Below are 20,719 nucleotides of genomic sequence, written 5' to 3' on the forward strand. Positions count from 1 at the left end.
AAAGATCGCTTTCGATATTGTTTTTCCGCATATGCGGTCCGCTCGCGCGCGTCTCCGACGAAAGGCGCGCCCGCGCCCTTCCGCTCGAAAATTTGCGCTTGTTGGATGGACAAGAAAAACTATATCTGTCGAGCTTATGTAAAAATCGCCGGAGGCATTGTGACAATCTCATCCTCGCGACCGGGTTTGCGCGACGCCCCGGGGGAAATCGAAGTCGAGCGCGCCATCGCCGAAATCCGCGCCGGACGGCCGATCATTCTGCATGAGAATGGAGAGCGCATCCTCGCTCTCGCCGCCGAGGCGCTCGACTCCTTCTATTGCGAGAGCTTCGAACGTCTCGGCCGCGCCGACGCGCGCCTTGCCCTCTCTGGGCCGCGCTTGCGCCGCCTCGGCGCGCAGCGTCGCGAGGCCGGCGCCGTCGCCATGCCCGCGCTGGACGCCGCCCGGGCGCATGCGCTGGCATTCGATTCCGACGCGCGGCTCGACGCGCCCGCCGCCGCGCTCTCCGCGCTCGAGGAATGCGCTTTGGAACTGATGCGCCTCGCGCAAGTGCTTCCCGCGGCGATCATCGCCGGCGCGTCGGGCGCCGAGGCCGTTTTCGCGCGCCCGCTCGAGGCCGCCCGCGCCAATGTCGTCGCCTATCGCCCCGCCCGCCTCGCGGCGCTGCGCATCGTCTCTCGCGCGCGCGTGCCGCTGGAGGGCGCGCCGGACAGCGAATTCGTCGTCTTTCGCGGCGGCGAAGGATTACGCGATCAGGTGGCGATCGTCATCGGCGCGCCGAATTTCGCGCGGCCCGTGAATGTGCGCCTGCATTCGGCCTGCCTCACCGGCGATCTCTTCGGCAGCCTCAAATGCGATTGCGGCGATCAATTGCGCTATACGGCGCGCTTCATGGCGGAGAATGGCGGCGGCGTGCTGCTCTATCTCGATCAGGAGGGCCGCGGCAACGGGCTCGCCAACAAGATTCGCGCCTATGACCTCCAGGCGCGCGGCTTCGACACCTACGACGCCGACGAGACGCTGGGATTCGACAATGACCAGCGCCGCTTCTCCTTCGCCGCCGAAATGCTGAAGCTGCTCGGCGCGCGCCGCGTGCAGGTGCTCACCAATAATCCCGAGAAGATCGACGCGCTCACGCAGGGCGGTCTCGAGGTGGTCGCCGACCAGCGCATAATGGGGCGCCGAAACACCCATAATGTCCGCTATTTGGCCGCCAAGCGCGACAAGGCGGGACATCTCATCGACCTCGACCGCGCCCCCGCCTGACGCAAAAGGCCGGGAGCGCGCCTCCGAATATGTTGATTATTCCTATATTCAATATATCCTTATCCAAGAACCGTCGGCGCGGCGGCGGTCACGATGGCGTGCGCGCCGACGCACAATGCGATTCTCGCGGAGTTTCGACGAAATGAGTTCCGATCTGACCGAAGCCGCCCCTCCTTTCATCGGAGCGGCGAGACGCTTCCTGCCGCGTCGGAACGCCACCCGCTGGATCGCCGCTGGCCTCGTCGGCGCGGTCGCGCTCGGCGCGTGGCGCTATTGGGCCGCCGAAACGCCTGCGGCTCCCACGCCCGGCCGCGGCCCCGCCGTCGCCGTCGCGGTCGCCGAAATCACGCGCGGGGACTTTCCGGTCGTCTTCTCCGGGCTCGGCACAGTGACCGCCTCCGCGACATCGGTGGTGAAAGCGCAGGTGTCCGGCCCGCTGGTGGAGGTGCGCTACAAGGAGGGCCAGATCGTCAAGGCCGGCGACATTCTCGCGCGCATAGACCCACGGCCTTTCGATCTCGCCGTGGCGCAGGCGCAGGCCCAGCTGCAGAAGGACGAGGCGCTGCTGCAGAACGCCGAGCGCGATCTCGCCCGCTACGAGCTGCTGCGCACGAAGGTGAAGGACAGCGTCTCCGGCCAGCAGCTCGACACGCAGCGCGCGCTCATCGGCCAATATCGCGCCGCCGTCGAGATGGACCGCGCGCAGGTCGGACAGGCGAAATTGAATCTCAGCTACGCCGATATCGCCGCGCCGATCGACGGCCGCATCGGCCTGCGCCTCGTCGACCCGGGCAATATCGTTCAGACCAATGATCAGAACGGCATAGCGGTGGTGACGCGGCTCTCGCCGATCACGGTGATCTTCACTCTGCCGGAGGTGAGGCTGCAGAGCGTGCTGAAGCGTTTTCGCTCCGGCGAGGCGCTGGCCGTCGTCGCCTATGACCACGAGCATTCGCAGGCGCTCGCGCATGGCGTTCTCTATGCGATCGACAATCAGATCGACGCGACCTCCGGCACGGTGAAGCTGCGCGCCGAATTCTCCAATGAGGACGAGAAGCTCTACCCAAATCAATTCGTCAACGCCGAATTGACGGTGGAGACGCTGCTCAATGTCACGCTCGCCCCGGCGCCCGCGATTCAGCGCGGCGCCAAAGGGCCTTTCGTCTATGTGCTGGAGAACGACGACAAGGTCGCCGTGAAGCCGGTGCGGATCGGCCCCAGCGACGGCGAGCGCGCGGTGATCGAAGGCGGCCTCACGCCCGGCCAGCGCGTGGTGGTGGAAGGCGTGGACAAGCTGCGCGACGGCGCCAAGGCGACGCTCGCCGCCGGGCCGGGCGCGGAGAAGAAATCCCCGCCAGCCGAGGGACGTCGTCCAGAAAAAGCCCCCGCGCCGTGAGCGCCCGCCAATGAGCGTCGATATTTCCCGCCCCTTCATCGAGCGTCCCGTCGCCACCACTCTGCTGATGGCGGCGATCTTCCTCGCCGGCGCGATCGGCTTTCGGCTCCTGCCCGTCTCGGCGCTGCCGCAGATCGACTATCCGACGATAGAGGTGCGCACCTTCTATCCCGGCGCCAGCCCGGAGGTGATGGCGGCGACCATCACCGCGCCGCTCGAGCGCCAGCTCGGGCAAATGCCCGGCCTCACGCAGATCGCCTCGACGAGCTCCGGCGGCGCCTCGATCATCACGCTGCAATTCAATTTGAAGCTCTCGCTGGATTTCGCCGAGCAGCAGGTGCAGGCGGCGATCAACGCCGCGCAGAGCTTTCTGCCGACCGACCTGCCGGCGCCGCCGATCTACGCCAAGATCAATCCGGCCGACGCGCCGGTTCTCACCCTCGCGCTGCGCTCCAAGACGCTGCCGCTGACCGAGGTGCAGGATCTCGCCGACAGCCGCATCGCGCAAAAGATATCGCAGCTCTCCGGCGTCGGCCTCGTCAGCGTCTCCGGCGGCAATCGCCCGGCGGTGGTGGTGCGCGCCAATCCGTCGAAGCTCGCGGCCCACGCCTTGTCGCTCGAAGATTTGCGCTCCGTCATCTCCAACGCCAATGTCAATCTTCCCAAGGGCAATATCGACGGCCGCACGCAGCAATTCGCGATCGACGCCAATGACCAGATCCGCAACGCCAAGGATTATGAAGGCCTCGTCGTCGCCTATCGCAATGGCGGACCGGTGCGGCTCGCCGACGTCGCCGAGGTGACGCCGGGCGCGGAGAATCGCGAGCTCGGCGCCTGGACCGATCTCGAGCCGGCGATCATCGTCAATGTGCAGCGCCAGCCCGGCGCCAATGTCATCGCCGTCGTCGATCAGATCAAGACGCTGCTGCCGGCGCTCTCCGCCTCGCTGCCCGCAGCAATCGATCTCGCCGTGCTCAGCGACCGCACCACGGCGATCCGCGCCTCCATCCATGATGTGGAGATCGAGCTGCTCTTTTCCATCGCGCTCGTCGTCGCGGTCATCTTTCTCTTTCTGCGCAGCCCGCGCGCCACGATCATTCCGAGCGTCGCCGTGCCTTTGTCGCTCATCGGCGCGCTAGCGGCCATGTATCTGCTCGGCTACAGCCTCAATAATCTCACGCTGATGGCGCTCACCATCGCGACGGGCTTCGTCGTGGACGACGCCATTGTGATGATCGAGAACATCTCTCGCTACATAGAGAAGGGCGAGACGCCGCTGTCCGCCGCGCTCATCGGCGCGCGCGAGATCGGCTTCACCATCGTCTCGCTGACGATCTCGCTCATCGCCGTGCTCATCCCTTTGCTGTTCATGAGCGATGTCGTCGGCCGCCTGTTCCGCGAATTCGCGGTGACGCTCGCCGTCACCATAGTGATCTCGGCGGTGGTGTCGCTGACGCTCGCGCCCATGCTCAGCGCCAAGCTGCTGCGCGCCAATGACCTGCATTCGCACGACGGTCCTTCGGCCGGCGGCTGGTTCGATCGGCTGATCGACGGCTATGGCGCGACCTTGCGCTTCGTGCTCGCCCATTCACGCGCGACGCTCGTCAGCTTCGTCGCCACGCTCGCGCTCACCGGCGCGCTCTACGCCGCCATCGGCAAGGGCTTCTTTCCGGTGCAGGACACGGGACTGGTGCAAGGATTTTTCGAAGGCGGACAATCGCTGAACTATGAGGCGATGACGCGCAAGCAGCTCGATCTCGTCGAGCTTCTGCTCGCCGATCCCGCCGTTTCGCGCGTCTCCTCCTATCTCGGCGTGGACGGCGTCAATCGCACGCTCAACAGCGCCCGCCTGCTGATCGAGCTGAAGCCGAAATCCGAGCGCGGATCCATTTCCGCCGTCACGCGCCGTCTGCAGGACGCCGCGCGCACCCACGCCATCGGCTCACTCTTCCTGCAGCCGGCGCAAGATCTCTCCATCGACGCCGGCGTCTCGCGCGGCGAATATCATTTCGCTCTGCAGGACGCCAATCCGGCCGAGCTCTCCGACTATTCCCGCCGTCTTGTCGACAAGCTATCCCTGCTGCCGCAATTTCGCGACGTCTCCTCGAGCGCGCAGGACGGCGGCCGCGCGCTCTTTGTCGAGATCGACCGCGACGCCGCCGCGCGCTACGGCATTTCCGTCGCGACGATCGACAATATTCTCTACGACGCTTTCGGCCAGCGCATCGTCTCGACACTGTTCACGCAGACCAATCAATATCGCGTGATCTTGGAGACGGCGAAGCGTGCGACATCCGGCCTCGACACGCTCGCCGGCCTGCGCATTCCCGCCAATGGCGGACAGGAGACGCCGCTCGCCTCCATCGTGAAGATAAAAGAGATCACCGCTCCGCTTTCGATCGATCATCTCGCGCAATTCCCCTCGACGACGATCTCCTTCAATCTCGCGCCCGGCGCCTCGCTCGGCGCGGCGATGGAGGCTCTCTCTCTCGCTCAGACGGAAATTCAGACGCCGGCCAGCGTCATCACCGTGTTCCAGGGCGCGACCCAGGCTTTCAACGCATCATCGGTGAGCACGCTGCTGCTGATCCTCGCGGCCATCGTCACCGTCTATATCGTGCTCGGCGTGCTCTATGAGAGCTATATTCATCCGATCACGATCCTCTCGACCCTGCCCTCCGCCGGCATTGGCGCGCTGCTCGCCTTGATGCTCGCGGGCGATGATTTCTCCGTCATCGGCGTCATCGGCGTCATACTGCTCATCGGCATCGTCAAGAAGAACGCCATCATGATGATCGACTTCGCGCTGCAGGCGGAGCGCGACGACGGGCTCGCGCCGCGCGAGGCCATCTACAAGGCCTGCATATTGCGCTTTCGCCCCATATTGATGACGACCATGGCGGCGCTGCTCGGCGCCCTGCCCTTGATGCTCGGCTCCGGCGAAGGCGCGGAGCTGCGGCAGCCGCTCGGCGTCGCCATCGTCGGCGGGCTGATCTTCAGCCAGATTCTCACGCTCTACACGACGCCGGTGATCTATCTCGCCTTCGACTTCTGGGCGAAATCTCTGCGGCCGCGTCCGGCCCCCGTCCCCGCGCGGGAGGCGGCATGAATCTCGCCGCGGCTGCGATCGCTCGGCCGGTCGCGACCAGCCTGCTGATGCTCGGCGTGGTGCTGGCCGGCGTTTCCGCATTCTTCCTGCTGCCGACGGCGCCGGTCCCCAATATCGATTTTCCGGTCATCTCCGTTTCCGCCTCCATGCCCGGAGCCAGTCCCGAGACGATGGCCGCCTCGGTGGCGACGCCGCTGGAGAAGAAGCTCGGCCAAATCGCCGGCGTCACCGAGATGACCTCCTCGAGCTCGCTCGGCTCGACGCGCATCTCGCTGCAATTCGATCTCGACCGCAACATCGACGGCGCGCAGCGCGACATTCAGGCGGCGATCGCCGCGGCGCGCGCCGATCTGCCGGCGACCTTGCGCAATAATCCGACCTTCCGCACCTCCAATCCCTCGGAAGTGCCGGTGGCGATCATCGCGCTCTTCTCGGAGCGGATGAGCTCCGGCCAGCTCTATGAGATCGCCGCCAATGTGCTGCAGCAGAAATTCGCGCAGCTCGACGGCGTCGGCCAGGTGACGGTCGGCGGCTCCTCTCTGCCCGCGGTGCGGGTGGAGCTCAATCCGCCGGCGCTGTTCGAGCATGGCGTCTCGCTCGAGGACGTGCGCGCGGCGCTCGCCTCCGCCAATTACAACAGTCCCAAAGGCGCGATAGAGGAAGGCGACGGCCGCCTCACCCTCTACGCCAATGACCAATCGCGCCGCGCCGCCGATTATGAGGGCCTCGTCGTCGCCTATCGCAATGGCGCGACGGTGCGGCTGCGCGACATAGCGGCGGTCGAGGATTCGGTGGAGGATCTTCGCAATTTCGGCATGAGCAATGGCCGCACCGCCGTGCAGGTGCAGATTTTCCGTCAGCCCGGCGCCAATTTCGTGGAGGTGCTCGATCACATCAAGGGGCTGATGCCGCCGCTCGCCGCAGCGCTCCCCGCCGATGTCGAGATGAGCCTCGTGCAGGATCGCACGCTGACCATCCGCACCTCGCTGCACGAGATCGGCCTGACGCTGATCGTGACCATATTTCTCGCCATCTTCATCGTCTATCTGTCGCTGAAGAACGCTCGCGCCACAATCGCGCCCAGCGTCTGCGTGCCCGTGTCGCTGATCGGCGCCTTCGGCGCGATGTATCTTCTCGACTACAGCCTCAACAATCTCTCGCTGATGGCGCTCACCATCGCGACGGGATTCATCGTCGACGACGCCATCGTCGTCGTCGAGAATGTCATGCGCCGCATAGAGGCGGGCCAGCCGGCGCGCGCGGCCGCGCTCGAGGGCGCGCGCGAGGTGGTTCCGACGCTCGTCTCCATGAGCCTGTCTCTGCTCGCCGTGTTTCTGCCCATTCTGTTCATGGGCGGCATCGTCGGCCGGCTGATGCGCGAATTCGCCATGACCTTGTCGGTGGCCATTCTCGTATCGCTCATCCTCTCGCTGACGGCGACGCCCATGCTGTGCTCGCGCGTGCTGCGCGATCACGCCGGCCCGCCGCGCTTCTTCCTGCTGCGCTGGAGCGAAAGCGCCTTTGCGACGCTGCATCGCTCCTATGTGCGCACGCTGGATGTCGCCCTGCGCTTTCCGCGCGTGACGCTCGCCGTGCTGCTCGCAACCATGGCGCTCAATTTCTATCTCTTCGATTGCGTGCCGAAGGGCTTCTTCCCGATTCAGGATTCGGGACGCATGCGCGGCGCGATCGTCGCCGATCAGAGCGTCTCCTTCCCAGTGATGAAGGAAAAGCTCGAGCAATTCGTCGCCATCCTCACCTCCGATCCCGGCATATCCTCGGCGACCGGCAGCATAGGCGGCGGCTTCAGCCCCGGCGGCGCGATCAATGTCGCCGAATTGCTCGTCACCTTGAAGCCGCTCGCCGAGCGCAAGGTCTCCGCCGATGCGATCATGGCGCGGCTGCGGCCCAAGCTCGCGCGCATCAGCGGGGCGAGCATGTTCTTGCAATCCGCGCAGGACATACGCATGGGCGGCAGGCCCAGCAACGCAATGTTCCAATATACGCTGCTCGCCGACGAGCTCGACGATCTGCGCCTCTATGCGCCGCGCATCGTCGAGATTCTCCGGCGCGGCGGCGCGCTGCTCGACGTCAGCTCGGATCAGCAGGACAAAGGCCTGCGCAGCGATGTGATGATCGATCGCGCCAAGGCGGCGCGCCTCGGCCTCACGACGAGCGCCGTCGACAACACGCTCTACGACGCCTTCGGCCAGCGGCAGGTGTCGACCATCTTCGAGCCGCTCAATCAATATCATGTGGTGATGGAATCGGCGCCGCAGTTTCGCGACACTCTGGCGGCGCTCGACAATCTCTATATCGGCGCCAATCCGCGCGCGGCGAGCCGCGTATTCTCGGCGCGCGATCTCGGCAGCCCGGGCAGCGCGGTGAATGTGGCGACGCAGCCCATGGTGCCCTTCTCTTCCTTCTCGCAATTCGCGGAAGGGGTGACGCCGCTGCAGGTCAATCATCAGGGCCATTTCGCCGCGATCACCATCTCCTTCAATCTGGCGCCGGGAAAATCGCTGCGCGACGCCGCCGAGGCGATCAAGGACGCAATGGCGAAAGCCGGCGCGCCGGCGACGCTGCAGGGCGTCTTCGCCGGAACCGCCGCCGGCTATCAGGAAGCGCTCGCCAATCAGCCGATCATGATCGCCGCGGCGTTGGCGGCGGTCTATATCGTGCTCGGCATTCTCTATGAGAGCTTCCTGCATCCACTGACCATATTGTCCACTCTGCCCTCGGCCGGCGTCGGCGCCTTTCTCGCCCTGCTCGGCTGCGGCGCAGAGCTCAGCATCATCGCCATGATCGGCGTGCTGCTGCTCATCGGCGTCGTGAAGAAAAACGCCATTATTCTCGTCGATTTCGCGCTCGAGGCGACGCGGCGCGGGCTCTCGTCCAGGGAAGCGATCCGCGAGGCCTGCGTCGCGCGCTTCCGTCCCATTCTCATCACCACGCTCGTCGCCTTGTTCGGCGCGCTGCCGCTGGCGCTCGGCACGGGCGAAGGCGCGGAGATGCGTCGCCCGCTCGGCATCGCCATCGTCGGCGGCCTGCTGGTGAGCCAGGTGTTGACGCTCTACACGACGCCGGTGGTGTTCCTCTACATAGACACGCTGCGGTCCCGCATCAACGCAGGGGCGTCGTTCTGGAGCGCCTTTCGCAGAAGGCGCGCGAGCGATGCGCCTGTCCCGGCGCTACGCCGTGGCTAGCGCGTCATGATCTGCGAGTTGAACAGCGTGTAGGCGGCGACGGCGAAAACGACGATCGCGAAGGCGATGGTGAGCTGTCCGGTGTTCTTGGAGAGGCACCGCGCCAATGCCGCGCCCATCAGCGTTCCCATCGCGCCGCTGCAGATGATGACGATGGCGAGCAGCCAATCGATGAGGCCGGAGAACGCATAGGTCGCCGCCGTCGTCATGCCGAAAACGGTGACGGCGACGAGCGACGTGCCGACGGCGTTGATCATCGGCATTCCCGTCGAGCCGACGAGGCCCGGCACGACGAGCACGCCGCCGCCTATGCCGAAAAAGCCCGAGAACAGCCCGGTGACGAGTCCGAAGGAGGCGACGCGCGGCGCACGGTCCAGCGTGCATTCGACAGTTGCGTCGCCTGCGGCGCGGCGACCGCGGAGCATCATCACGCCGGTCATGATCATCGCTAGCGCAAAGAGAAACAGCAGGCGCTGTCCGTCGAAGCTCTTACCGATCGTCGAGCCGACGACGGCCCCCAACATTCCGGCGGCGGCGTATATGCCGCCGCAGCGCCATTTAACAGAGCCGTTGCGCGCATGGCTCCACAGGCTGAAGGCCGCATTGACGGCGACAGCGAATGCGCTGGTGCCGATGGCGACATGCGGATCCTTCATGCCGACGACATAGACCAGCAGCGGCACGGCGAGCACCGAGCCGCCGCCGCCGATGAGTCCGAGCGTGAAGCCGATGGCCGCGCCGCATCCGGCGCCGATGAGATATTGAACGAGCTCGAGATGCACCCGGCCCTCCTCATTCCGCGGGCTGCTCGCGTCTTTCGATCATATGCGGGGCGCAGAGCCATTCCTGGCCCTTGAGCATGGCGCGCCAATAGATCGGCGGCAGCAGCCGCTCCTTCAGGAACCACGCCGCGCGCGACGGACGTGTGCCGTCAATCAGCCATTTGGGGAAGCTCGGCAGCAGCCTGCCGCCATAGCCGAACTCGGCCAGCACGATCTTGCCGCGCTCCACCGTGAGCGGACAGGAGCCATAGCCGTCATAGCCGACATGCGGCGCCTCGCCGTCGAGCACAGAGAGCACATTGATGGCGACGACCGGCGCCTGCTTGCGCGCAGCGGCGGCCGTCTTGGCGTTGGTCGTCGCTATCGCGTCGCCGAGCGCGAAGACATTGCCGTAGCGCGTATGGCGCAGCGACTCGGGATCGACGGCGATGAAGCCGGTCTCGCCGGCCAGCGGACTTTTGGCGACGAAATCGGGCGCGCGCTGCGGCGGCACGGCGTGCATCATCGCGAAATCGCGCTGCACGCGCACCACGGCGCCATTGGCGTCCTTCTCCTCGAAGGTCGCGATCTTGGCCGGCCCATCGACGGCGACGAGCTTGGATTCGAAGCGCAGATCGATTCCGTAGCGCTTCACATATTCCATCAGCGCCGGCACATAGGCCGGCACGCCGAACAACGCGGCGCCGGCGTTGTGAAACTCGACCTCGATGTTCGACAGCGCGCCGGCGCGCCGCCAGGCGTCGCAGGAGAGATACATGGCCTTTTGCGGCGCGCCCGCGCATTTGATGGGAATCGGGGGCTGCGTGAACAGCGCGCGTCCGCCGCGCAGAGTCTGCGCGAGATAATGCGTGTAGGGCGCGAGATCGGCGCGGTAATTTGAGGTGACGCCATTGCGGCCGAGCGTCTCGACGAGGCCGGGAATGGCGTCCCAATCGAGCTTTATGCCGGGCGAGGCGATGAGAGCGCGATAGCGCAGCCGCGCGCCATCGTCGAGAATGACCTCATCGGAATCGGGCGCGAATTCGGCGACGGATTTCTTGATCCAGACCGCCCTGTCCGGCATCACCGAGGCCATCGGACGCTTCGTCACTTCCGGCTTGAACACGCCGGCGCCGACGAGGGTGAAGCCGGGCTGATAATAGTGAAATTCGGCCGGCTCGACGATGGCGATGGAGAGCGAGGGCCGGCGCTTCAACAGGCTCGCCGCCGCGGCGACGCCGCCGCTGCCGCCGCCGACGATCACCACATCATAGGAACCCGGACCGCGGTCGCCCGCGGGCGTGCCGCCGCGCGCAATGATGCGCGTCTTCCACGGCTCGAGATCGACTCTGGCCTCTTTCGCCGCCGCGAGCACCGCCTCGGCGCCGAGCGGCATGGCCTGAGACAGCGCCCAAAATGCGCTCGCGCGCCGGCCGCTCTTGCAATAGCCGAGCGCGGGACCGCCGGCGGTCGCGAGCGCGCCAGCGAAATCGGCGACGGACGCATCGTCTATATTCGAGGGCGTCACCGGAACATGCCTCGCCGAAAGACCATGCTTCGCCGCCCATTCGGCGACGTCGCGGAAATTGGGCTGGCCCGGCTCCTCATCATCGGGACGACAATCGATGACGAGACGAAAGCCGTCGCGCGCGGCGCGCTCGACATCGGCTTCGGAAATCTGGGGGGAAACAGAAAAAGCGGACGATAATCTCGTGAAGCTCATGACGATGCGTTTCCTCTTTTTTCTTCGCTTTTTTTGTGTGTCGGCGGGCGGCGTCAGAAGACGTCCAGAGGAAGCTTGAGATAGCGTGCGCCATTGTCCTCCGGCGGCGGCAGACGCCCGCCGCGCACATTCACCTGCACCGACGGCAGGATCAGATGCGGCAGCTCCAAGGTCGCGTCGCGATGCGTGCGCATCTCGACGAACTCCTCCTCGCCGATTCCGTCATGCACATGGACATTGCCCTTGCGCTCGGCGCCGACCGTCGTCTCCCAGGCAAAAGAGTCGCGGTTCGGCGCCTTATAGTCGTGGCAGAGGAACAGCCGCGTCGCGTCCGGCAGCGTCATCAGCCGGCGAATGGAGCGGTAGAGCGCGCGGGCGTCGCCGCCGGGGAAATCGGCGCGCGCCGTGCCATAGTCGGGCATGAACAGCGTGTCGCCGATAAAGGCGGCGTCGCCGATCACATAGGCGACATCGGCCGGCGTATGGCCGGGCACATGCAGCGTGATCGCCGGAATCTCGCCGATCGCGAAAGTCTCGCCGTCAACGAACAAATGATCGAATTGCGAGCCGTCGCGGGCGAACTCCGTCCCGAAGTTGAAGACCTTGCCGAAGACGTTCTGAACCGTGGTGATCTCGCGGCCGATGGCCAGCTTGCCGCCGAGCTCGGCCTGGAGATAGGGCGCGGCGGAAAGGTGATCGGCATGGGCGTGGGTTTCCAGCAGCCAGTCGACCGTAAGACTTTCATTATTAACGTAAGTGATAATCTCATCCGCGCCCTTGGTCGAGGTGCGGCCCGACGCCGCGTCGAAATTCAGCACGCTGTCGACGATCGCCGCACGGCGCGTCGCCGGATCATAGACGACATGCGACGCGGTAAACGTCGGTTCATCGAAGAAGGTTTCGACCTGGACCGCGGGCCGTTTCGCGGCGGCGAGGATTTGCTCCCTGGCGCGCTCTAGCGCTGCATCCGTCATGGCGACCTCCTCTTTAATTTCATAATTACATTGTATATGTAAATAAATGGTCAGCTTGTGTCAAGCTCGGAATGGGAGCAGAGGAAATCCATGGAAAAAGAACCGATTCCGGCTTCGACGACGGGCGTGCGGGCGCTGCGCGTCGGCGATCTCGCGCCGGTTTTTCAGGCGCGCTCCACCGGCGGCGAGATTCGTCTCGATCAGTTCCGCGGCCGCTGGCTGATCTTCTTCTCGCATCCGGCGGATTTCACGCCGGTCTGCACCAGCGAATTCGTGGCGCTGGCGCGCGCCGCGCCGCGCTTCGAGGCGGTCGGCTGCGCGCTGCTGGGGCTCTCGGTCGACAGCCTCTATTCGCATCTCGCCTGGGTGCGGGCGATTCGTGACCTTTTCGGCGTCACCGTCCCCTTCCCCATCGTCGAGGATCCGACCATGACCATTGGTCGCGCCTATGGAATGCTGGACGAGACCGCCCGAGATTCCTCGGCGATGCGCGCGACCTATTACATCGACCCGCAGGGCGTGGTGCGCGCCCTCACCTGGTATCCGCTGACGGTCGGCCGCTCGGTGGAGGAGATGCTGCGCCTCGTCACGGCGCTGAAGAAGGCGGCCTCCGGCGAGGTGATGACGCCGGAGGGCTGGACGCCCGGCGGCGATCTTCTGCTGCCGCCGACCAACGCGGCTGAGGACGCGCTCGCGCCCGGCGCGACCGACAGCTGGTTCTATCGGACTTGCAAAGATACGGGCAAATGACCGCACTGTACGAATCGCGTGAGCGCGCCAATGAGGCCGCCGAAAGGCTGAAGATTTTCGCGCAGCCGCAGCGGCTGATGATCCTGTCCTATCTCCTCGCCGGCGAGCACACGGTCGGCGAGATCGAGGCCGCGACCGCGATTCAGCAGCCGGCCTTGAGCCAGCAGCTCGCCGAGCTGCGCCGCGCCGAGCTGGTGGAAACGCGCCGCGCCGCCAAGCAGGTCTTCTACCGCCTGGCCGACGCCAAGGTGACGCTCTGCGTCAAATGCGTGGAGGCGATCTTCGAAGGAGCCGCCGACCCCCAAGGCGCCCTCGCCGAAGCGCTGCGCGCGCCGCCGGCCGAGCGCGAGCCGCCGGGCAAGGCCGGCGCGGCGGCGTTCGCGAAGATCGTGTAGCCCTTGGCCTCGGCGGCGGCGGCGCCTCGACGCGCGGCCGAGGATAGTGTTAAATCCTATTGAGCATTATCGGGGGAACCAATGCGTAGCACTCAGCAATTCAGCGTGACGCTGCCGACCGAAATGGCTCGAATGGTCAAGGCAAAGGTGTCATCCGGGGAATACGCCAGTGAAAGCGAGGTCATTCGCGACGGGCTGCGCGCTTTGCTGGCGCGCGACCGCGCGGTCGAGAGCTGGCTATTGCAGGAGGTCGCGCCCGCCTATGACAGGATGAAGGCCGATCCATCACGCGGACGATCCGCCGTCGAAGTCCGCACGACCCTCGCCGCCGAGCATGAGCGGACGACGAAAACGACCCCGTGATCGCCTCGTCCTATAGCGTCATTTTCTCGCCCGAAGCCGAGACGCAGCTCGTCGCCCTCTATCGCTGGATCGCCGACCGCGCCACGCCGACGATCGCCGAGCGTTTCACCGGCGCGATCGTCGACTATTGCGAAAATCTGCGCAGCTTTCCTGAGCGCGGGACATGCCGCGACGATTTGCGGCCGGGCCTGCGAACGATCGGCTTTCGCCGCCGCGTGACGATCGCTTTCGCAGTCGAAGCCGACCTCGTGACGATCATCGGCGTCTTTTACGGCGGACAGGATTTCGAAGCTTCGCTATCGATCGCCGACGAATGAAAGGCGAATCCAGCCGCAGCGCCTCCTCGCATCCGACCCGCCTTCCATGATATTCACGAGACCATGACGAAAGCCGCCGAGACCCGAGGCGCGGCCAAGCCGCTGTTCTCCTATCGCAAGCATTGGGCGCATCGCTTCGGCGTCGCGCCTTTTCTGCCCATGTCGCGCGCCGAGATGGAGACGCTCGGCTGGGACAGCTGCGACATCATCCTCGTCACCGGCGACGCCTATATCGACCATCCGAGCTTCGGCATGGCCATCATCGGCCGCCTGCTCGAGGCGCAGGGCTTTCGCGTCGGCATTATCGCGCAGCCGGATTGGCGCGACGCTTCCGCCTTCCGCGCGCTCGGCAAGCCGAACCTCTTCTTCGGCGTCACCAGCGGCAATATGGATTCGATGGTGAACCGATACACCTCCGACCGGCGGCTGCGGCACAATGATTCCTACACGCCCGGCGGCGAGGGCGGCAAAAGGCCGGACCGTTCCGTCATCGTCTACGCCCAGCGCTGCCGCGAGGCGTTTTCCGATGCGCCGATATTGCTCGGCGGCATAGAGGCGTCGCTGCGGCGCATCGCCCATTACGACTATTGGTCGGACAAGGTCCGCCGCTCCATTCTCTTCGACGCCAAGGCCGATCTGCTGCTCTATGGCAACGCCGAGAGGGCGCTGGTCGAGGTGGCGCATCGCATCGCCAAGCGCGGCATGGCGCAGGATTTCTCCGATGTGCGCGGCCTCGCCTTCACGCGCGACGCGACGCCCGAGGGCTGGCTCGAGGCATCGGCCGAGGACATCGACGAGCCCGACGAAGGCCGCATGCGCAAGGATGCGCAGAGCGAGACTGTCGTCATTCGCCTGCCTGCTTTCGAGCAGGTCGCCAATGATCCCGAATCCTACGCGCGCGCCTCGCGCGTGCTGCATCGGGAGAGCAATCCGGGCAATGCGCGGCCGCTGACGCAGCGTCATGGAACGCGCGACATTTGGCTCACCGCGCCGCCCATTCCGCTGACCATGGCGGAGATGGACGGCGTCTATGACCTGCCCTTCGCACGCGCGCCGCATCCCTCCTACACGCAGGCGATTCCCGCCTGGGAGATGATTCGCCATTCGGTGACGATCATGCGCGGCTGCTTCGGCGGCTGCTCCTTCTGCTCGATCACCGAGCACGAGGGCCGCATCATTCAATCGCGCTCGGAAGACTCGATCCTGAAAGAGATCGAAACGATTCGCGACAAGACCGAAGGTTTCACCGGCATCATCTCCGACATTGGCGGGCCGACGGCGAATATGTATCGCCTCGCCTGCAAGGATCGCGAGACCGAAGCGCTGTGCCGGCGGCCCTCCTGCGTCTATCCCGATATTTGCAAGAATCTGGAGACCAGCCATGACGCGCTGATCCAGCTCTATCGCAAGGCGCGCGCGCTTCCCGGCGTGAAGAAGGTGATGGTCGCCTCTGGCGTGCGCTACGACCTCGCGGTCAAGAGCCCGGCCTATGTGCGCGAGCTGGTCGAGCATCATGTCGGCGGCTATCTGAAAATCGCGCCCGAGCATACGGAGAGCGGCCCGCTCTCCAAGATGATGAAGCCGGGCATAGGCTCCTACGACCGCTTCAAGCGTCTGTTCGACGCCGCGGCGCAGGCGGCCAAGAAGCAATATTTCCTCATTCCCTATTTCATCGCCGCGCATCCCGGCACGAGCGACGAAGACATGATGAATCTGGCGTTGTGGCTGAAGAAGAACGGCTATCGCGCCGATCAGGTGCAGACCTATCTGCCCTCGCCCATGGCGCTGTCGACGGCCATGTATCATTCGGGCTTCAATCCGCTGAAGCCGGTGCGCCGCGGCGCGTCGGAAAAGGTCGACGCCGTGAAGGGCCTGCGCCAGCGCCGCCTGCACAAGGCCTTTCTCCGTTATCACGATCCCGAGAATTGGCCGGTGCTGCGCGAGGCGCTGAAAGCCATGGGCCGCGCCGATCTCATCGGCCCCGGCAAGCATCATCTCGTGCCGGGCTGGCAACCGGCGGGCACCGGCAAGGCCGGCGAAGGCCGCCGCACAGGTCAGAAAAGCGCGCGGCCACAGTCGCGGGAATTCAGGACGAATGGACTGCGCTCGCGCGGGCCTTGAACGCTTCGAGCTGCGCGAACTCTCGATGAAGCGCCGACTCTGCCCCCTCTCCCGCGAAAGCGGGGGAGGGTTGGGGAGGGGGCGCTCAGCGGACGCGAGACTCAAAACGGAATGTCGTCGTCCAGCTGATCCGACAGGCGTCCGCCGCCGGCCGGCGCGGGCGAGCGCTCGGCGGGCGCACGCTCCATCGGCGAGGAACGGCCGAAGCTGGAGCCGCCGCCGCTCGACTGATAGGAGCCGCCGCCGCCTTCGTAATCGCCATCGTTGCGGCCGCCGCCCTTGCTGTCGAGCAGCTGAAGCTCGCCGCGGAAGCGTTGCAGCACGACATCCGTCACTTTGCGCTGCACGCCGTCCTTATCCTGATATTCGCGCGACTGCAGCTGGCCCTCGAGATAGACTTTGGAGCCCTTGCGGCAGTACTGCTCGGCGACCTTCCCCAAATTCTCGTTGAAGATCGACACATTGTGCCACTCGGTGCGGTCCTTGCGCTCGCCCGTGTTGCGATCACGCCAGGACTCCGTCGTCGCCACGGAAAAGGAGACGACGCGGTCCCCCGAAGGCAGCGTGCGCACTTCTGGATCGCGGCCGAGATTGCCGACCAGAATGACCTTATTGACCGCCATGACGCTTCTCCGCCTCGATGATGCTCGCGGCACCTTAGTCCGAAACGCGCGGGCGCGAAGGCGTTCCGCCGCCTTGTCCACAATTCACGCGCTGTTCTTTTTTTGTTCTAGCATCTCCCTCCCCGGCGCGCAACGCCGCGACGGATCGCTCTTTGAGGATCCGTCGACGAGGATCGTCGTCGGGCCTCCTGTAGGAAGCGACGGCCTTTGACGGAAGCGATTCGGGATGGTCGTTTCACCGAGGCCCCGACCGGACCCGCGGACGAGAACTTTCTCTACCGCGCCGCCCCCGGGGGGCGATTTTCTCATTTCGATGAATGTTGTGGTGAGCGCGATGGGACTCGAACCCATGACCCTCTGATTAAAAGTCAGATGCTCTACCGACTGAGCTACGCGCTCGCTGGAACTCGCTTCGCGCCGCGGGGCTGCGCCCGCGCGGCTCGTCGTGACCCGGCGGCTCGACCCCTACCTGTTGGCGAGGGGCCGGTCAACCCCGGCTCGAGCGGATCGTTCCCTCATGCCAGCCACTTCACATAGAGCACGAACAGCCAGAACAAGACCGCCGAGACGATCGTCGTCGCGACGGCCTTCATCCACAGCTTGGGGGCCACGGGCGCGCCCGGATCCCCTCCCTCCGGCGTGTCGCCCTCCTCTTCCGAGGAGCGGACGCCGAAAGGAAGGATCGCGAACAGCACGATCCACCAGATCGTCAGATAGATCGCCACGGCGAGCGGCGTCGTGAATGGCAAGATCCGCGCTCCTCGACCTTTCGCTCGGGCTTCGGCCCTCGCTCGTTCAGGCCTGCTCGAGCTCGACCAGGGCCCCGTTGAAATCCTTCGGATGCAGGAAGAGCACCGGCTTGCCATGGGCGCCGATCTTCGGCTCACCATCGCCCAGCACGCGCGCGCCTGCGGCTTTCAGCTGGTCGCGCGCCGTCAGAATGTCATCGACCTCATAGCAGAGATGATGAATGCCGCCGGCCGGATTTTTGGCGACGAAGCCGGCGATCGGCGATCCTTCGCCGAGCGGCTGCAGCAGCTCGATCTTGGTGTTGGGCAGTTCGACGAAAACGACCGTGACGCCGTGCTCGGGAAGAGACTCCGGCTCGGAGACCTTGGCGCCGAGCGTATTTTTATATGTCGCCGTCGCCGCCGCGAGGTCCGAGACGGCGATGGCCACATGATTCAAGCGTCCGATCATGACGTTTCCCTGAAATTTCTCCAGAGACCTAAATGCGTCATCACGCCTCGATGATCAATACATGCACTTGCGGTTTCTTGCCCCACACCGCATTGACGCTGGCGCGCACGGCGCGCTCCACCGCCGTCGCGGCGGCGTCGAAATCCCGCCGCTTCTGCCGCGGCAGATTGTCGAAGGTGCGGAAGATGGCGTCGTCCACCACCTCGCCCATATCCGCGCCGTCGCGCCCCTTTTTGGGCAGGCCGGAGATCAGAACGTCGGGATCGCCGACGAGATCGCCGCGCTTGTCGATGGCGAGCGCCAGCGACACCACGCCGGAGAAGCTCAGCCGCGCGCGCTCCCGCACGGCGCCGTCATCCTCGGAGACCAGCACGTCGCCGTCCTTCAGCAGGCGCCCGGTCGGCGCCTTGCCGACAATGGCCGGCGCGCCCGGAAACAGGCGCACGATGTCGCCATTGCGGGCGCCGATCGTCGCCTCCACTCCCTTGCTCCTGGCGAAGGCGGCGTGGACGGAGAGATGATGCCCCTCGCCATGCGCCGGCACCGATATGCGCGGCCGCACCCAATCATAGAGCTGCGCGACCTCGCCGCGGCGCGGATGGCCGGAGCAATGGACGAGATGATCGTGATCGGTGATGACCTCGACGCCCTGGTCGCAGAGCTTGTTGACGACCCGATGCACCTCCCGCGTATTGCCGGGAATGGCGCGCGAGGAGAAAATGACCGTATCGCCGGACGCGAGCTTGATGACCGGATGCTCCTTCTCGGCGACGCGCGCCATGGCGGCGCGCGGCTCGCCTTGGCTGCCGGTCGCCAGCACCACGATCTTGTCGCGCGGCAGGGCTGTGAACATGTCGAGCGAGAGAAAAGGCGGCAGTCCGTCGAGAAAGCCGCATTCGCGCGAAACCTGAATAACCCGCTCCATGGCGCGGCCGGCGATGACGACGCTGCGCCCGGCCGCCTGCGCCGCCTCCGCCACGGCGCGAATGCGCGCGACATTGGAGGCGAAGGTCGTCACCAGCACGCGCTGCTCGGCGTCGCCGATGAGCTTGCGCAGCGTCTGCGCCACATCGCTCTCGGAAAAGCTGTCGCCCTCGCGCAGAATATTGGTGGAATCGCAGATGAGCGCGTCGACGCCCTCGTCGCCGAGCGCCGTGAGCCGCGCGGCGTCGATGCGATGGCCGACGCCGGGCTCGGGGTCGATCTTCCAGTCGCCCGTGTGGATCGCGAGGCCGGCCGGCGTGCGGATCGCCAGCGCATTGGCCTCGGGAATCGAATGCGCGACGGCGACGAATTCCACGTCGAAGGGGCCGATGTCGAGACGCTGGCCCGTCGCCACGGTGATGACCTTTATATTCGGCGACCCCGCCTCCTGCAGGCGGCGCGCCTCCAGCAGGCTCGCGGCGAATCGCGTCGCATAGACGGTGCAGCCGAGCTTGGGCCAGAGGAAGGAAAGCGCCCCTATGTGATCCTCATGGGCGTGGGTGATCACCAGCCCGACGAGATCGCGACGAATCTTCTCGACGAAAGTGACGTCGGGCATCAAGAGATCGACGCCGGGCAGCTCCGGGCCGGGAAAGGCGAGGCCGCAATCGACCATCAGCCATTTGCGCGTCTTCGGCGGGCCGAAACCATAGAGAGCGGCGTTCATGCCGATCTCGCCGAGACCGCCCAAAGGCGCAAAGACGAATTCGCTCACTTCCTCATTCATCGGCCACGCTCCGGCTCGGGCCGGGCCGCCGCGAGGGCCGGCAAGAAGATGTCTCCCGCTTCTATGGCGCGACGGCCGCTGCGGGTCGAAATAATGAGGCGCCCGTCGGCGTCTATGGTCTCGAAAAGGCCGGAGACCGTCTCGCGCGGAAGACGCGCCTCGATCTCCCCGCCCAATCCCGCGGCATGCCCGAGCCAGCGCTCGCGAAGCGCCGCGAAGCCCGAGCCGCCCGCCCAGAGGGCCAGCGTCTCCTCCATTTTGTCGGAGAGCAAAGCAAGCAGCGCGCCGGCCGAAAGACCGCCCAATCGCGACAAATCGCTCGCCGGGTAAGGAAGATCGGCTGGCGCGGCGACGCAATTGACCCCTATGCCGATGACGCAGCCGAAGGGCGCGCCCTGCCCCGCCGGCTGAACGCCTTCGAGAAGAATGCCCGCCAGCTTCTCTCCATCGAGCAGCACATCATTGGGCCATTTGAGCGCGAGCCTTTCGGCGGCGCCGGTCGCCTCGATCAAAGCGGAGATCGTCGCGAGGCCGGCGGCGAAGCCGAGCTGCGGCGCCAGCGCCGCCGGGCCGAAGCCGGAGACGAGCAGGCTCGCGTGGAGATTTCCCGCGATCGAGCCCCAATTGCGGCCGAGGCGGCCGCGCCCCTTGGTCTGTCGCGCGGCGACGACCCACAAGGGACCAGGATCGCCCGACTCGGCCCGACGCTTGGCTTCGTCATTGGTCGAGTCGATTTCGTCGTAAATCTCGAGACGAACCCCGCGCGAGAGCGCGCGGTCGCCGAGCCTCACGCCCTCCATCGGG

The 20,719-nt window shown here is 65.6% G+C and carries 17 protein-coding genes and 1 tRNA gene; 9 read left to right on the forward strand and 9 right to left on the reverse strand.

The features are described 5' to 3' along the window. The first annotated feature begins 186 nt into the window (after positions 1 to 186). The 4 genes from ribA to METLW4_RS0109320 all read left to right on the forward strand — a co-directional run bounded on the left by ribA (position 187) and on the right by METLW4_RS0109320 (position 8,977). Complete coding sequence (gene ribA / locus METLW4_RS0109305) at positions 187 to 1,266, forward strand: GTP cyclohydrolase II RibA (RefSeq protein ID WP_026191385.1); 1,080 nt, start codon at positions 187 to 189, stop codon at positions 1,264 to 1,266. Positions 1,267 to 1,408: 142 nt separating this feature from the next. Beyond that, positions 1,409 to 2,662 (forward strand): efflux RND transporter periplasmic adaptor subunit, encoded by a 1,254-nt coding sequence (locus tag METLW4_RS0109310; protein ID WP_018265939.1) that lies wholly within the window; start codon positions 1,409 to 1,411, stop codon positions 2,660 to 2,662. 10 nt (positions 2,663 to 2,672) lie between these two features. After that, positions 2,673 to 5,771 (forward strand): efflux RND transporter permease subunit, encoded by a 3,099-nt coding sequence (locus METLW4_RS0109315; protein ID WP_018265940.1) that lies wholly within the window; start codon positions 2,673 to 2,675, stop codon positions 5,769 to 5,771. Further along, complete coding sequence (locus METLW4_RS0109320; RefSeq protein ID WP_018265941.1) at positions 5,768 to 8,977, forward strand: efflux RND transporter permease subunit; 3,210 nt, start codon at positions 5,768 to 5,770, stop codon at positions 8,975 to 8,977. The genes METLW4_RS0109315 and METLW4_RS0109320 overlap by 4 nt, the downstream gene beginning before the upstream one ends. Here METLW4_RS0109320 and METLW4_RS0109325 read toward each other — a convergent pair. The 3 genes from METLW4_RS0109325 to METLW4_RS0109335 are packed head-to-tail and all read right to left on the reverse strand — an operon-like array spanning position 8,974 to position 12,435. Further along, on the reverse strand, positions 8,974 to 9,759 hold the full coding sequence (locus METLW4_RS0109325) for a sulfite exporter TauE/SafE family protein (RefSeq protein WP_018265942.1): 786 nt from the start codon (positions 9,757 to 9,759) through the stop codon (positions 8,974 to 8,976). The two genes, METLW4_RS0109320 and METLW4_RS0109325, sit on opposite strands and share 4 nt — an antisense overlap. A 10-nt stretch (positions 9,760 to 9,769) precedes the next feature. After that, a complete protein-coding gene (locus METLW4_RS0109330) occupies positions 9,770 to 11,461 on the reverse strand; it encodes a bifunctional protein tyrosine phosphatase family protein/NAD(P)/FAD-dependent oxidoreductase (protein ID WP_018265943.1) in 1,692 nt (563 codons plus the stop codon). Positions 11,462 to 11,514: 53 nt separating this feature from the next. Then, positions 11,515 to 12,435, reverse strand: a complete 921-nt coding sequence (locus METLW4_RS0109335) for an MBL fold metallo-hydrolase (protein WP_018265944.1) — start codon at positions 12,433 to 12,435, stop codon at positions 11,515 to 11,517. 90 nt (positions 12,436 to 12,525) lie between these two features. Here METLW4_RS0109335 and METLW4_RS0109340 point away from each other — a divergent pair, with 90 nt between their 5' ends. The 5 genes from METLW4_RS0109340 (at position 12,526) to METLW4_RS0109360 (ending at position 16,381) form a co-directional block, all read left to right on the forward strand. Beyond that, complete coding sequence (locus METLW4_RS0109340; RefSeq protein ID WP_018265945.1) at positions 12,526 to 13,185, forward strand: peroxiredoxin; 660 nt, start codon at positions 12,526 to 12,528, stop codon at positions 13,183 to 13,185. Further along, positions 13,182 to 13,580 (forward strand): ArsR/SmtB family transcription factor, encoded by a 399-nt coding sequence (locus METLW4_RS0109345; protein WP_018265946.1) that lies wholly within the window; start codon positions 13,182 to 13,184, stop codon positions 13,578 to 13,580. Before METLW4_RS0109340 ends, METLW4_RS0109345 begins: the two co-directional genes overlap by 4 nt. 81 nt (positions 13,581 to 13,661) lie before the next feature. Continuing rightward, positions 13,662 to 13,943: a ribbon-helix-helix domain-containing protein gene (locus tag METLW4_RS0109350; RefSeq protein WP_026191387.1), complete on the forward strand. Its 282-nt coding sequence runs from the start codon at positions 13,662 to 13,664 to the stop codon at positions 13,941 to 13,943. Further along, complete coding sequence (locus tag METLW4_RS0109355) at positions 13,940 to 14,260, forward strand: type II toxin-antitoxin system RelE/ParE family toxin (RefSeq protein WP_018265948.1); 321 nt, start codon at positions 13,940 to 13,942, stop codon at positions 14,258 to 14,260. The genes METLW4_RS0109350 and METLW4_RS0109355 overlap by 4 nt, the downstream gene beginning before the upstream one ends. Before the next feature lie 63 nt (positions 14,261 to 14,323). Continuing rightward, complete coding sequence (locus METLW4_RS0109360) at positions 14,324 to 16,381, forward strand: YgiQ family radical SAM protein (RefSeq protein WP_018265949.1); 2,058 nt, start codon at positions 14,324 to 14,326, stop codon at positions 16,379 to 16,381. Positions 16,382 to 16,482: 101 nt separating this feature from the next. Here METLW4_RS0109360 and ssb read toward each other — a convergent pair whose 3' ends face one another. From ssb to METLW4_RS0109390, 6 genes are all read right to left on the reverse strand, one after another. Next, the gene (gene ssb, locus METLW4_RS0109365) at positions 16,483 to 17,004 is read right to left on the reverse strand and encodes a single-stranded DNA-binding protein (RefSeq protein ID WP_018265950.1); all 522 of its coding nucleotides are present in this window, start codon (positions 17,002 to 17,004) and stop codon (positions 16,483 to 16,485) included. Positions 17,005 to 17,327: 323 nt separating this feature from the next. Next, positions 17,328 to 17,403, reverse strand: a tRNA-Lys gene (locus tag METLW4_RS0109370). 116 nt (positions 17,404 to 17,519) lie between these two features. Continuing rightward, positions 17,520 to 17,753: a DUF1467 family protein gene (locus METLW4_RS0109375; RefSeq protein ID WP_018265951.1), complete on the reverse strand. Its 234-nt coding sequence runs from the start codon at positions 17,751 to 17,753 to the stop codon at positions 17,520 to 17,522. Positions 17,754 to 17,799: 46 nt separating this feature from the next. After that, the gene (mce, locus tag METLW4_RS0109380; RefSeq protein WP_018265952.1) at positions 17,800 to 18,204 is read right to left on the reverse strand and encodes a methylmalonyl-CoA epimerase; all 405 of its coding nucleotides are present in this window, start codon (positions 18,202 to 18,204) and stop codon (positions 17,800 to 17,802) included. 40 nt (positions 18,205 to 18,244) lie between these two features. Further along, complete coding sequence (locus METLW4_RS0109385; RefSeq protein WP_018265953.1) at positions 18,245 to 19,915, reverse strand: ribonuclease J; 1,671 nt, start codon at positions 19,913 to 19,915, stop codon at positions 18,245 to 18,247. Then, complete coding sequence (locus METLW4_RS0109390; RefSeq protein WP_018265954.1) at positions 19,912 to 20,715, reverse strand: biotin--[acetyl-CoA-carboxylase] ligase; 804 nt, start codon at positions 20,713 to 20,715, stop codon at positions 19,912 to 19,914. The genes METLW4_RS0109385 and METLW4_RS0109390 overlap by 4 nt, the downstream gene beginning before the upstream one ends. Positions 20,716 to 20,719: the final 4 nt, after the last annotated feature.

It is taken from the genome of Methylosinus sp. LW4, assembly GCF_000379125.1.
Lineage (GTDB): Bacteria > Pseudomonadota > Alphaproteobacteria > Rhizobiales > Beijerinckiaceae > Methylosinus.

Bases quoted from the DNA above. Each gene is read 5' to 3' on its own strand.
- METLW4_RS0109385 (WP_018265953.1), bottom strand. From the start codon at position 19,915: ATGAATGAGGAAGTGAGCGAATTCGTCTTTGCGCCTTTGGGCGGTCTC.
- ssb (WP_018265950.1), bottom strand. From the start codon at position 17,004: ATGGCGGTCAATAAGGTCATTCTGGTCGGCAATCTCGGCCGCGATCCA.
- METLW4_RS0109390 (WP_018265954.1), bottom strand. From the start codon at position 20,715: ATGGAGGGCGTGAGGCTCGGCGACCGCGCGCTCTCGCGCGGGGTTCGT.
- METLW4_RS0109310 (WP_018265939.1), top strand. From the start codon at position 1,409: ATGAGTTCCGATCTGACCGAAGCCGCCCCTCCTTTCATCGGAGCGGCG.
- METLW4_RS0109345 (WP_018265946.1), top strand. From the start codon at position 13,182: ATGACCGCACTGTACGAATCGCGTGAGCGCGCCAATGAGGCCGCCGAA.
- METLW4_RS0109320 (WP_018265941.1), top strand. From the start codon at position 5,768: ATGAATCTCGCCGCGGCTGCGATCGCTCGGCCGGTCGCGACCAGCCTG.
- METLW4_RS0109340 (WP_018265945.1), top strand. From the start codon at position 12,526: ATGGAAAAAGAACCGATTCCGGCTTCGACGACGGGCGTGCGGGCGCTG.
- METLW4_RS0109360 (WP_018265949.1), top strand. From the start codon at position 14,324: ATGACGAAAGCCGCCGAGACCCGAGGCGCGGCCAAGCCGCTGTTCTCC.
- mce (WP_018265952.1), bottom strand. From the start codon at position 18,204: ATGATCGGACGCTTGAATCATGTGGCCATCGCCGTCTCGGACCTCGCG.
- METLW4_RS0109330 (WP_018265943.1), bottom strand. From the start codon at position 11,461: ATGAGCTTCACGAGATTATCGTCCGCTTTTTCTGTTTCCCCCCAGATT.
- METLW4_RS0109335 (WP_018265944.1), bottom strand. From the start codon at position 12,435: ATGACGGATGCAGCGCTAGAGCGCGCCAGGGAGCAAATCCTCGCCGCC.
- METLW4_RS0109315 (WP_018265940.1), top strand. From the start codon at position 2,673: ATGAGCGTCGATATTTCCCGCCCCTTCATCGAGCGTCCCGTCGCCACC.
- METLW4_RS0109350 (WP_026191387.1), top strand. From the start codon at position 13,662: ATGCGTAGCACTCAGCAATTCAGCGTGACGCTGCCGACCGAAATGGCT.